Origin of the sequence: Dyella psychrodurans (assembly GCF_003363265.1) — a bacterium.
GTDB lineage: Bacteria > Pseudomonadota > Gammaproteobacteria > Xanthomonadales > Rhodanobacteraceae > Dyella_B > Dyella_B psychrodurans.
Window position 1 is genome coordinate 294,569 of sequence record NZ_QRBF01000002.1, and the last position, 12,992, is coordinate 307,560.

9 protein-coding genes are annotated in these 12,992 nt (G+C 64.2%); 4 read left to right on the plus strand and 5 right to left on the minus strand.

Features of this window, described 5'->3' with window-relative positions:
- Positions 1-244 precede the first annotated feature (244 nt).
- The 3 genes from DWU99_RS07545 (at position 245) to DWU99_RS07555 (ending at position 3,707) form a co-directional block, all read left to right on the plus strand.
- Positions 245-1,126, plus strand: coding sequence for a hypothetical protein (locus tag DWU99_RS07545; RefSeq protein ID WP_115477411.1), 882 nt, complete (start codon positions 245-247; stop codon positions 1,124-1,126).
- A gap of 145 nt (positions 1,127-1,271) precedes the next feature.
- On the plus strand, positions 1,272-3,197 hold the full coding sequence (locus DWU99_RS07550; RefSeq protein ID WP_115477412.1) for a hypothetical protein: 1,926 nt from the start codon (positions 1,272-1,274) through the stop codon (positions 3,195-3,197).
- A 15-nt stretch (positions 3,198-3,212) separates the two neighbouring features.
- The gene (locus tag DWU99_RS07555) at positions 3,213-3,707 is read left to right on the plus strand and encodes a GFA family protein (RefSeq protein WP_115477413.1); all 495 of its coding nucleotides are present in this window, start codon (positions 3,213-3,215) and stop codon (positions 3,705-3,707) included.
- A gap of 69 nt (positions 3,708-3,776) precedes the next feature.
- Here DWU99_RS07555 and DWU99_RS07560 read toward each other — a convergent pair whose 3' ends face one another.
- The 5 genes from DWU99_RS07560 to DWU99_RS07580 all read right to left on the minus strand — a co-directional run bounded on the left by DWU99_RS07560 (position 3,777) and on the right by DWU99_RS07580 (position 11,034).
- The gene (locus DWU99_RS07560; protein WP_425476805.1) at positions 3,777-5,696 is read right to left on the minus strand and encodes a xanthine dehydrogenase family protein molybdopterin-binding subunit; all 1,920 of its coding nucleotides are present in this window, start codon (positions 5,694-5,696) and stop codon (positions 3,777-3,779) included.
- Between the two features lie 329 nt (positions 5,697-6,025).
- Positions 6,026-6,562 (minus strand): (2Fe-2S)-binding protein, encoded by a 537-nt coding sequence (locus DWU99_RS07565; protein WP_115477415.1) that lies wholly within the window; start codon positions 6,560-6,562, stop codon positions 6,026-6,028.
- A 52-nt stretch (positions 6,563-6,614) separates the two neighbouring features.
- Positions 6,615-7,934 (minus strand): APC family permease, encoded by a 1,320-nt coding sequence (locus DWU99_RS07570; RefSeq protein ID WP_115477416.1) that lies wholly within the window; start codon positions 7,932-7,934, stop codon positions 6,615-6,617.
- A 177-nt stretch (positions 7,935-8,111) separates the two neighbouring features.
- Complete coding sequence (locus DWU99_RS07575; RefSeq protein ID WP_115477706.1) at positions 8,112-8,987, minus strand: PhzF family phenazine biosynthesis protein; 876 nt, start codon at positions 8,985-8,987, stop codon at positions 8,112-8,114.
- A 118-nt stretch (positions 8,988-9,105) separates the two neighbouring features.
- Positions 9,106-11,034, minus strand: a complete 1,929-nt coding sequence (locus tag DWU99_RS07580) for a S53 family peptidase (protein WP_115477417.1) — start codon at positions 11,032-11,034, stop codon at positions 9,106-9,108.
- 419 nt (positions 11,035-11,453) lie between these two features.
- On the opposite strand from DWU99_RS07580, the gene DWU99_RS07585 reads away from it, so the two are divergent.
- Positions 11,454-12,968: a fumarate hydratase gene (locus tag DWU99_RS07585; RefSeq protein ID WP_115477418.1), complete on the plus strand. Its 1,515-nt coding sequence runs from the start codon at positions 11,454-11,456 to the stop codon at positions 12,966-12,968.
- Positions 12,969-12,992: the final 24 nt, after the last annotated feature.

The window sequence follows — 12,992 nt, forward strand, 5'->3', positions numbered from 1 at the left end:
TCTACCATTGCCGGGAATGGTCAAGTTGCAGTGCGAAGACGTTAACGCGATGTGAGCGGACGGAACCGCCGGGCGTTCGAAAGGTCTGTGTGATTCCTATTTCCACGCGGTCACATGCGGTGACCGGGCAGCAGACCGAGGACGGCTTATCGAACGCCCCGACGAAGTCGAGCATCACCGCTGGTTTTCACCGCCCCCGGACAAGGATCGCGGACTAGCCACGCTCGACGGACCCACGCGCGCCATGCTGCACCAGCTGCGTTGGCGCAAATCCCCGCCCGATCATGGCCGTCTCTGGATGGCGCTGGGGATCGCGTTGGTTCTGCACGTCTTCTTCGTGATTGCCGTGTGGCACGAGATGAAACCCAGGGCGCGTCAGCTTGGGGAAATGGTGGCGCGACAGGTAAGCGCCATCCAGGTGCGCCTGATCGTTCACGCAGCATCGAAAGGGCCCGCTGCACCGCCGCCCATCGTGTTGACGTCACCACCACGTCCTGCGCGCGAGCCCGTGTCGAAAAACGCGATGACGTTGCATATGCCCGGACCCGCGCCGACGCCTGCATCGCCCCCGCAGCCGGCGCCTGCCAGTTCCGCGCCGGTGAGGCTGTTCGATCAAACCGGACGAATCGTTCTGCCGGCCAATGCATCCAGTGCGCCGGTGGCACCAACGCCCGATTACGTGCAGCGCGCTCCGCAGGGCGATACGCAAATCATGCACGACAAAGATCCCGTCAAATACAAGCCGACGGCGCTCGATCCGTATTGGCGCAAAGGCGGCAGCGGCCTCGACGACGTGTTGCAGAAGGCGGTCGAGAAGACCACCGTGTCCAAAACCATTCAGTTGCCGATGGGCATTCGCATTCGCTGTTCCATTACCTTCGCCGCGCTTGGCGGTGGTTGCGGAGGCGCCGATCCGCCGCCACCGCCACCGCCCACCGATGGCGACGAACGCTTGAACATGGCACCGGCATCGCTGATCAGGAACGCATCCACCCCCAAGGCCCCTGACGTCGCCTCATGTATCGCCGACTACAGGGCGGGCAAGCCCTTGCCCTATGGCTGTCCAGTGGACACGCCAACGCGTGCCGTGGATGCGGAAAAACACGTGCCTCAAGCCGAGCATTGAATGCCACGGCTGCCGTGGTGTCCTGAGGGGCAGGGCGGAAAGGTGACGATGATGTCGAACAAACATCAAGAAATTCCGTTCCGCCCGTTAAACTGGCGCCATGCCGCCATCGCCCCCGGGTCCACCCACCCCGCTCAAAGTCGTCATGATCAAATCGCCGCGCGATGCGGCGACGTGGGCGATCGTCTATCGGCGCAAGATCCGCGACAGGCCGCGCGATCGCTTGCTGAAAGTGATCGGGGTGTTCGGCGCGCTCCTGGTGCATCTGATTTTCCTGCTCGGCGCGATGCTGGGCTCGCCCTACGAGCTGCCGCCGCCGCCGCCAGAGCCGAAGGGCAATCCGCTCCTGGTGCGCATCATCAACAACAAGCCTGTGCCACCGCCGCCCCCGCCCGTTCGTGGCGTGCCGCCGAAGGAACACGGGCCGACGCATCGCGGCAATACGGCGCAAGCCGTGCATGTGACTCACGAGGCATCGACGGCCGCACCGGTGGCCGTCACCCAGCAACCGCCCGTACCGGCGCCGATACAAACGCCCGTGGTCGCGCAGGCCAAGCCATCCGCGGCCGAAAAACCGCATCCGGTCGCGGCACCCTTGCCGCCGATCACGCTGCCCAAGCCTTCGCCGGTGGAAATCGAACAACCCAAGCCGGTCGGCTTGCCGCCGCCGGCCTTGTCGCTGCAGGCGGTGACGGCGCCGCAGCCTGTGCCGCCGCAATTCCAGCCCGTACCGCCGCCGAAACCGCAACTGGAAGGCACCAAGCCGATGCCTCCGCTGCCGTCGGTGGCGCTTCCCACGCAGCCCACGCAATCGGCATTGACCGCAACGCCTCCGCAGATGGCCGTGGAGAAACCGTCGCTGCAGCCGATAGCGATGCCCAATGTCGTCGCGGTCGAACCCGCGCCGACGCCTGCCGCGCCGCCTTCGCCGCCGACACCGTCGGTGCAGCCGATACCGATGCCGGCGAAGATCGAAGCCACGGTCAACCTGCAGTCGTCGGTCACGCCGCTCGTCACGCCCAATGCGCCGCGCATTGCGGAGCAAGTGACGACGCCCGTGCTCCGTCCGCAGGAAGAAGCGCAGCTTGCGCCGGCGCCTGTCACGCCCGTCGTGGCTCCGGCTCCCGCACCGACGCCTGCGGTACCTCCTGCGCCGCCGTTGAACATCCCCGCCCCCAAGCTTGCATTGCCTGAGGTGTCGCTACAGCCGCAGTTGAGCCCTTCGCCGTCGACGACACCTACGACACCCACGACATCGCCGGCCAAGGCGCCCGAGTCGGCGGCCAGCGAGAAGACGGTTGCGGCGGCGCCTTCGCCCGCGCCAAGTCCGTCGCCGTCAACGACACCTTCCACCGAAGCCAACGCCAGCGTCAGCACGGCACCCAACGCAACGCCGCAAGGAAGCGAGACGGCCAATCCCGGACAGCCCAACGGCGTCAATCAGCCTTCGGAAAACAACAACGCTCAAAATGGCCAGCCTTCGCCTGCCACCGGCACGGGAAATGTTCCTGGGCCGCAGGGTGGCGGCACGCCAGGCAGCCCGAACGGCACGTATATTCAGCTCACGCCGCACGGCGATACGGAAATCATGTCGCACAACACGAACATTCCGAAATATCGCCCGACCGTGTTCGACAAGTACTGGACACCCAAAGGCGAGAGCTCGGTCGATACGGCGTTGCGCCACGCCGTCGAGAAGACCACGGTAAGTCACACCTTCAATTTGCCGCAGGGCGTGCGCATCAAGTGCACGGTGATGCCGTTGCTGCCATCGGCGCTGTTCGGTTGCACAAACCCCGATCCACCGGCGGCGCCGCTGCCGCAGAAGATCTACGACCGCCTGAACCTTCCTTCCAAGAATGCCTCGATACCCACGGTTCCTGCGGCAGCCGCCACCGCGCAAGCGCCGAGCGCGCCGGTGACATTGGACAACAGCGCCGAATGTGCGGCCGCGCGCGTGAGCGGTGGTCCGATGCCGCCCAATTGCCCGCCGGCGGAACCGGTGAAACCCTTGCGTCTGCCGGCGCCATCCACGAGTTCGTGGGTGCCGGCGAGCGATCAGTTCCATTGATGAGGAAACCGTGTCATGAACGCCGATGATGCGATGCGTTTCGATGGCGGTTGCGATTGCAAGGCGGTGCGCTATCGCATGATGAATACGCCGCTGTTCGTGCACTGCTGCCACTGTCGCTGGTGCCAGCGCGAAAGCGGCAGCGCGTTTGCGTTGAATGCGTTGATCGAAGCGGATCGCGTCGCGATGCTGGCAGGCGAGGTGGAAATCGTGCATACCCCGTCGCACAGCGGAAAAGGCCAGAAGATCGCCCGGTGCCCCGTTTGCCGCATCGCGGTGTGGAGCACTTACGCGGGTCTTGGCGAAATCCAGCGCTTCATTCGTGTGGGAACGCTCGACGATCCCGATCGCTTCCCGCCGGATATCCACATTTTTACGCTGTCGAAACAGCCGTGGGTGTTGCTGCCGCCGGGTGTGCCTGCCGTGGACGAGTATTACGAACGGGCGAAATACTGGCCGCAGGCGAGCATCGAACGCCGGCGCGCGATGCTTGAGCGTGCGGGGCGCTGACGTCGAAGCAGTTTGTCGTCATTCCCGCCTGCGCGGGAATGACCAATGGCGAAGTTGACGCAAGACAAATCAGAGCAGGCGCAACAACTCTTTCATCAGCGGCAAGCGACGCACACGCACGGCGCTCACCCGAAAGACCGCGTTCGCCAGCGCCGGCGCCGCCGACGGCATCGCGAGGAAACTTGCACCGGTCGGATCGTCCTCGCCCGGTACGGTAATCACTTCGACCGTCTTCGGCAGTTCCGCCATGCTGGCGAGCGGATAGTCCTTCCAGCTGCTCTGCTGCACCTTGCCATCCTTCACGGTGATGGCGAGGTTGAGCGCCGTGGAAAGCGCATCCAGCGTCGCTCCGGCAATTTGGCCTTCCAAACCTTTGGGATTGATCACGCGACCCACGTCGACCGCGCATACCACGCGTTCGATGGTGAGCTTTTCGCCCTGCATGGAGACTTCGACGGCGTGCGCGACATACGCGCCATCCACGTACCAGCAGGCGATGCCGAGTCCGTTGACTGAACGTAGCCAGTTCTTCCAGTTGATGCGGTCGGCGACCAGCTTCAACACGTTGGTGAGTCGTGCGGTATCGATCGCGCCGCCGCCTTGCAGTGGAACGAGTCGCGCATCGCCGATCAGGCGCAGGCGCGTATCGAGCGGATCTTCCTTGAGCGCATGTGCGATCTCGTCGATGAAGCAGTCGACGGCGAACGCGTTGGTGATGTGCGGCATGCCGCGATGCGGACCGCGCGGCAACGACGAGGCAAGACTGAACCAGTCGCTGCGATAGTCGGGTACGAAGCCTGCGGGCAGCTGATTGACGTCGACTTCGGAGGTCCAGAGCCGATCGCTCGACACACCGCGCCCCGTCTGCGCGGAAGCGCTGGCGACACGCTGGTTCCAGGCCAGGATGCGACGCTTGTTGTCGATGATGGCGTCGAACTGGTGCACGCAGCCGGAGCGGTAATAGTCGTGCGTGAGATCTTCGTCGCGCGGCCAGAACAAGCGCAGCGGCTTGTCGATGGCTTGAGCCAGCAATACGGCTTCTGCCACGTAGTCGTGATCGAGGCGGCGACCATAACCGCCACCGATGCGCGGCACGCGTATGTCGATCTGATCGGGCAGCAAGCCGGTGAGGCGCTGCACCACGGTCCACGCCTGCTGCGGCGACTGCGTGGGTACGTAAAGCGTGGCGCCGGTCTTGTCCAGGCGCACCAGGCAGTTCATCGGCTCGCTGGCGGCGTGCGCCAGCCAGGGCTGGTAATAGGTGGCATCGATGCGGCGTGCGGTTTTGCGGCGCGCTTTGTCCACGTCGCCGTCATCGCGTATGCGTGTCGTGGGCGCGCTGTCGCTGCCGAGCAGCGAGGTGGCCTGTTGTTCCAGCGCGGCAGTGCTTTCGCTGCCGCTGGCGCCGGGTTTCCAGCTCAGCTTCAGCGCGCGCCGGCCTTGCAGCGCTTGCCATGTCGTTTCGGCGATAACGGCTACTGCCGGCGCGATCACGGTTTGCCCGGGCGGCAACTTGGGATCGGGCTTGAGTTCGACCACCTTCAGCACCCCTTTGACGGCCATCGCAGCGCTGTAGTCTTTCTCGGCGATCTGTCCGTCCGGCCAGGGGCAATGCGTGAGCACGGCGACCACGGCGTCGCCAAAATGCTGATCGAACGAGTAGGGTGTCTGGCCCGTCACGATTTCGCGCGCGTCGACGTCGTCGGCCGGTTGGCCGATCAAGGTGTAGCGATCCGGCGTTTTCAGCGCGGGCGAATTCTGCGGTGGCGCGATTTTCGCGGCAGCTGCGGCGAGCGAGCCGTAGGTCAGGCGACGGCCGTCGGGCGATATCACCACGCCCTTTTCCGTGTGCAGACGATCTGCCGGCACGCCAAGCTGCTGCGCGGCAGCCTGCATCAGCAGCCAGCGCGCCAGTGCACCTGCCGAGCGCAGGTCGCGCCACGCGCGCGGCATCGAATTACCCGTGCCGCCCACTTGCTGGCCGTACATCCAGCGCGGCTCGCCGTTGCCGTTGGCGACGCCAAGACCCAGTGGTACGACGCGTACGCGTTGCCAGTCCGCATCCAGTTCCTCGGCGATGATGCGCGGCAATGACGTGGCCACGCCCGTGCCGGTGTCCGGATCGCGCGCGCCGATCACCACATCGCCGTCCGCATCGATGCGCACGTAAACGCCCAGGCCGTAAAGCGTGTCGCCGAGCATGTCCAGCGGCACCGGCGGCTCGGTGGCCAGCGCGGTGCGCACGCCCACGATCAGCGCGCCGGCGGTTCCAGCGAGCACCTGAAGAAAGCGACGGCGAGAGAGTTGCACGTCGACGCTCATGCCTTCGTTCCTTGTTTCATCGACGCGGCGGCGCGCTTGATGGCGCTGCGCACGCGTGTCTGGCAACCGCAACGGCAGAGGTTGGGCAGGGTATCGATGTCGCTGTCGGTGGGATCTTTGTGGCGCGTCAGCAGATCCATCGAGGCAATCAGCCAGCCCGGCGTGCAGTAGCCGCAACCGATGGCGTCTTCGTCGATGAACGCCTGTTGCAGCGGATGCAATCCGCCTTTGGCGTCGGCCAGGCCTTCGACGGTAACCACCTGCTTGCCGTCCAGCTTGCCCATCGGCACGCCGATGGCCGAGGTGGCCTTGCCATTCACCAGCACCAGATCCGCGCCGCCTTCACCGTGTTCGCCGCCGTATTTGGTGCCATCCAGGCGCAATACGTCGCGCAGGTACCACAGCAGCGGCATGTCCGGATCGCCGGTGTGATTGAAAAGCTCGCCGTTGATCAACAGATCGATCCCGGTGTGCTTGGCGACGGGGACGATATCGGCCTTGCGAGGTGCCGGCGCGGCGTGGTCTTGCGCCATCGATGGGTTCTCCTGAATACCTATCCCACCATTGTGGCATCGGCGCAAGAAATTAGGGGTGTACGGGCCTGAACAATCGTCGCCAGATCAGATAGACCGGAATGCCCGCCGCCATGATCGCCAGGCCGATGCCCGTATTGACGAGGCTGGTGCGCAGGCTCTGCACCACCACCAGGCCAATGGTGGCGATGAAGATCAACGGCAGCAGCGGATAGCCCGGCACCCGGAACGAGACGTCGCCCTTCTGCCGGCGCCGATACCAGAACAGCGTGCTGACGCCTACGGCGCAGGCGAGCCAGTCGCCGAAGGTGGCGTAATCGAGCAATTGCCCGTAGCTGCCCGACAGCACCAGCACGATCGACCAGCCGGTAAGCAGCAGCAAGGCGACATTGGGTGTGTGATGGCGCGGATGCAGCCGTCCCACGCTGGCGAAGAACAGGCCGTCCTCGCCCATCACCTGCAGCACGCGTGCACCCGCCACCAGGGTGATGTTGCAGAAGCCGAAGGTGGAGATGGCGATACCCACGGCGATCAGCCTGGCGCCCGTCGCGCCGAAGACCTTGCCCATGACATCCGCCGCCGGCGTCTGGCTGGCCGCCAGGCCGTCGTGGCCCAGCACGGCGAGATAGGCGATGTTGACCAGCGCATAGGCCACGATCACGCCTGCCATGCCCAGCGTCAGTGCGCGGGGCAGGGTGCGCTGCGGTTCGCGTACTTCACCGGCAAGGTTGTTGAGGTAGGTGAAACCCGAATAGGCGAACAGCACCGGCAGCGATGCCGACATGAACCCCACGCCATGCCGCGCGGGATCGTCCGCCAGCACCGACGTGCTGCCTGCGCCGGCCAGGAACAATCCGCACACCACCAGCACGGCGACCGCCAGCAGCTTCAGCAGCGTGAACAAATTCTGCATATGCGTGCCGAACTTCAATCCGAATAGATTGATGCCGGCGACCAGCACCAGCGCGCCGACCGCCAGCGGCGTGGCCATCGCCATCGGGAGACCGAACACGGAGGCGGCGTACTTGGCGAAGATCGTCGCGACAGCGGCCGTCGAGCCCGAATAAATCACCAGCAGCATGGTCCAGCCGAACAGGAAGCCGGCCAGGGGGCCGAAGGCTTCGCGCAAGTAAACATAGCTGCCGCCGGCATGCGGCCGGCGCGCACCGAGCTCGGCGTAGCAGAGCGCGCCGATCAGCGTCAGCACGCCGGCACCGATCCACATCAACAGCAACGCGAGTCCGGATTCGGTGCGTTGCGCGACGATAAACGGATTCAGGAATATCCCGCCGCCGATGATGCCCCCGATCACCACCAACGCGGCATCCCGCAAGCGAAGACTGCGCTGGTAACCCGCAACCGGTGATGTCATGAGAAGGTTCCTGGATTGGAAACCCGGAGCATGGCAATCGCGCGGTGCCACGGCAAGCGGCCGGCGCTGAGTCTTGCGTCGGGCAAGGCGATTTTTACCATGGCGTGCCGGTCCGCGCGCATCGCGTGTTCGGCCTAAAAGCTTGTGCAATCAGGATCGTGCAAGCGAGCGAGGCTCTCAAAGTTCCAGTTCGCCGCGAATGGTGGCAACGCAATCGCCGCCGATGGTAATGGCGCCGCTGGCCGGATCGCGGGCGACATCCACGTAGCCATCCCGATTCATTTCGCGCCCCTGGCTGGCGCGGTAACGCGAACCGTAGGGATGCGCGCCCCGATCAGTGAGGAAGGCCATGATCGCCGCATTGGCGCTGCCGGTGACCGGATCTTCCGGAATGTCGTCGGCCGGGCAGAATGCGCGCACTGCCATGGCGGCATCTTGTGCGCGCTCGGAACCGAACACGCTTACGCCGATGGCGCGGTATTTTCGACATAGGGCGGCGACGCTCGACAGATCGGGAACGAGGCCGCGCACCCGCGATGCGTCGCGCAGATCGCAGATGAGCCAATGAGGTCCGATGTCGACGAGGCGCAGCTGCCCGTCTTCCAATGCGCCTTGCAGCGCATCGCCGAGGATCCGGCGCAGTTCCTCATCGACGCGATGCACCCGCGCCGGCGGCGCTTGTACATGGATGCTCCGTTCGACGCCGTCGCCGTCGACGCGAATCGGCAACAGGCCCGCCGCGCACTCCTGAATCAACGCGTGTTTGGTGCGTGGCACGAGTCCGGCTTCGATCGCCGCATACGCGCTGCCGACGCTGGGGTGACCGGCGAACGGCAATTCCTGGCGCGGAGTGAAGATCCTCACGCGGTAATCCGCCTCGGGCGATGTGGGCGGCAACAGGAAGGTGGTTTCCGAAAGATGGGTCCAGCGGGCGAACGCACGCATCGTGTCGTCGTCGAGGCCGTCGCCATCGATCACCACCGCCAGCGGATTGCCTTTCAAAGGTTGGCGGGAAAACACGTCGAGCTGCATGAAGCGGCGTTTGGATGGCATGGCGATACCCGTTGTCGGCAAGCCCTGCATCGTATCCGTTGCGGCACGTGCGCGTATCGCCAAAAAGAAATCGGCCCGCACAGGACATGTGCGGGCCGATGATCAAGCGACAGACAACTCAGAATCCGCTGCGCAGGAACACATCCAGATTGGTTACGTCCAGCGAACCGATACCGGCGCCAGGGTTGTAGTGAGGCGCGCCGTAGTAGAACCAGTTGTCGCCGGCGCGCACGCTGTTGAAGGCCGAGAAGCGACCGTAGCCGAAGAAGTTCTGGATCGCGTAGATCTGCGGATTCCACAGACCGATGCGATGCCCCGTGCTCTGCCGCAACAGCGCCGTGATGCCATTGAGCTGCGGCGCCACGAAGCTGGTGCCGCCTTCACCGGCATTCAATCCGCCGTCGTAGGTGGAGACGTAGATGTAGCCCGTTTCCGGATCCGCGTTCAACGCCACATCCGGCACGTTGCGACCGGAGAAGTGGCTGGGCAGTTGCAAGAGCGTGGTCGGTCCCGCGCTGGGATCGTTGTACACCAGCGACTGCTTCGGCTCGCTGCGGCGAACACCGCTGGTGAAGTCCTGGTAGAACGGCTTGTGCCAGTACACGCTCACACCGCCACCACCGCCGACCGAGAACAAGTTGATCACGTTCGGGCCGATGTAGGTGTTGAAGTAGTTCTGGATGTAGTCCCAGCCCCAGACGCTTTCCTGCGAGATGGATTCGGTCGGGCCGGTGCCGAAGGCATAGCTGTACGGCGTGGTGGTGCCGCCGGCCGCCGTGATGAACGGATCGGATGCCGGCGAATCCACCGTCAGCGGCGCGGTGTAGTCGCCCGGTGCGGTGCCGGCTCCCAGGTCGCGCACGGTGTCGTACGCACCGGAATCGCCCGATGCCGCGAACAGCGACTGACCTTGCGCTGCCGCTTCCAGGAAGATGGCGTGGAAGGCACGCAAGTCGCCGGCGTCGCTGGTGTCGGTGTTGCTGGCACCCGCTACGTTAAGCGCCGCGAAATTGAAGATTTCCGGCAAGCCCCAACTGGTGGAAATGCTGTCGGCGATGTTGTCCGACACGGCCTGCGCGAACGCATCGACGTAGCCGTTGCCGGCGTTCGGTGCGTCATACACGAGGATGTTGGCGAACGGCGCAATGCCGCCGGACTGTTCCACGTCAATCGAGGTTTCGCCGCTGCCGCCGTCGATCGCGCCGCCACCGTCCACGTGCACCTGCGTAATGCGGTTGGGCTTGGTGGCAAGGCCGATATCCGACCAATAGGTTTCCGCATCGGCGGGGTAGAAATTCGACAGCGTCACGATGGCAACGGTGGAACCCTTGCCCACGACACCGTGTTTGTAGAGTGGATTGATGTCGTAGAAATTGGCCACGTCACCCACCGTGTATTCGCCCGGCACACCCGTAGCGGTGGGATTGCCGTTCGATCCGCCGGTGCTGGACGCCAGCGCGTGGGTCTTCGGCAGCTGCGTGCCGAGCGAAGTAAAGGCCGACGATGAAATGTGATGCGGGCGATACGTGAGTTCATTGCTCAGGCCGCTGGCGACATCCACCACGTCCGCGATCGCGGAGGGAATCTGCGGCGATGAAGTCGGCTTGTGGAAGCTGTGGCCGTTCTCGCGCGATACGTAGTTATGAACCGATGTCTGGAACAGCCGGTTGTACTGGCTCAAGCTGCCGCTGGTGCGAATGGCCAGGTGGCTGGGAAGCACTTCGCTGCTGATGCCTTGCTGCTTGAGCACGGATTGCACGCGTGCGATCGCATCGTCGGTAGCGCCGTACTGCGCGGCAAACTGGCTGGTGGTCAGGAACTGCTGATAATTCGGATTGCCTGGCGTGACGGTCTGCTTGATGAAATTCTCAAGTGCGGCCTGATTGCGCAGCTTGAGGACCAGGGTGACGTGGACCATCTGGTTTGCCGGAGCGGCTCCGGTATCGACGGCCGGAACAGCATTGGCCGCCATGGCTCCGGCGCTCGAACCGGCCAGCAGCAAGCCAAGAGATAACGAAAGCGACGTGCGGTGCAACTTCGCAAACATGGTGTTTCTCCTTGTCGTAGTCGAAACGGTTCGCTGAATCGACATGGCGTGGGAATGACACGCACGCACCCACGCCTGATCCGGCAAAAACCGTTAGGCGTTTAACTGAAGTCTCTGTCTTCCCGCGACGTCGTCCGTCTCCCCTGACGACTGCCGTTGCGCCGCTAAGTCAGCCTATAGCGCCGCCGAGTGACAGGAAAGTGCCGCGAATGCATGTCGGTTGGAACGATTTGCATGTAGGCCTAAATCGTTGATCCGTCTCCGGTTCGTGCGCCGACCATGCCCGGCGGCGAAGCCCTGGCGGCGCGTTGCGTCGCCGCATTTGGGATGATTCCAAGTCGATTGCGGCACAATAGAGGGGTTGCGCCCCGCGAGTGCAAGGCTCGCCGGGCTTTCATCCCCAGTCGAAGCAGCCGCCAATGACCACCATCAAGCAAGACGATCTGATCCAGTCCGTCGCCGACGCACTCCAGTACATCAGCTACTACCACCCCGTCGACTACATCACCAACCTCGCCAAAGCCTACGAACGTGAAGAATCGCCCGCCGCCAAGGATGCGATGGCGCAGATCCTGATCAATTCGCGCATGGCCGCCGAAGGGCATCGCCCGCTGTGCCAGGACACCGGCATCGTGACGGTCTTTCTCAAGGTGGGCATGAATGTGCGCTGGGATGCGACCATGAGCCTGGAAGACATGGTCAACGAAGGCGTGCGTCGCGCCTACAACCATGCCGACAACAAACTGCGCGCCAGCGTGCTGGCCGATCCGGCGGGCAAGCGCAGCAACACCAAGGACAACACGCCGGCGGTGATCAACGTGTCCATCGTGCCGGGCGACACCGTCGATGTGATCGTCGCGGCCAAGGGCGGCGGTTCCGAGGCGAAATCCAAGTTCGCGATGCTCAACCCCTCCGATTCCATCGTCGACTGGGTGCTCAAGACCGTGCCGACCATGGGCGCCGGCTGGTGTCCGCCCGGCATGCTGGGTATCGGCATCGGCGGTACCGCCGAGAAGGCGATGCTGCTGGCGAAAGAAGCGCTGATGGAAGAGATCGATATCCAGGATCTGATCGCGCGCGGCCCGAAGAATCGCGCCGAGGAATTGCGCATCGAGCTGTACGAAAAGGTCAATGCGCTCGGCATCGGTGCACAGGGCCTGGGTGGCCTGACCACCGTGCTCGACGTGAAGGTGAAGGATTACCCGACGCACGCGGCCAATCTGCCGGTGGCGATGATCCCCAATTGCGCGGCGACACGCCACGCGCACTTCACGCTGGACGGTTCCGGCCCGGTGATGCTCGATCCGCCCTCGCTGGAAGACTGGCCCAAGCTCACCTACGACTCGTCCAAGGGTCGCCGCGTCAACCTCGACACCGTGACACGCGAGGAAGTCGCCAGCTGGAAACCGGGTGAAGTGCTGCTGCTCAACGGCAAGCTGCTCACCGGCCGCGATGCCGCACACAAGCGCATGGTCGACATGCTGAACAAGGGCGAGAAGCTGCCGGTGGATTTCAACGGTCGCTTCATCTATTACGTCGGCCCGGTCGACCCGGTGCGCGACGAAGTGGTGGGTCCGGCCGGCCCGACCACTGCCACGCGCATGGACAAATTCACCGAGCAGGTACTGGCGCAGACGGGCCTGCTGGGCATGGTCGGCAAGGCCGAGCGCGGTCCGGCGGCCATCGATGCGATCAAGAAGCATCAGTCGGTGTACCTGATGGCGGTCGGTGGCGCTGCGTACCTCGTCTCGAAGGCGATCAAGGCCAGTCGCGTGCTGGCGTTCGAGGATCTGGGCATGGAGGCGATCTACGAGTTCGAGGTCAAGGACATGCCCGTGACCGTGGCCGTGGATTCGGCGGGTACCTCGGTGCACAAGACCGGCCCGCGCGAGTGGCAGGCGAAGATCGGCAAGATCCCCGTCTTAGTTGAATAAAGCGATGCGCGCAGCGCATGCGTT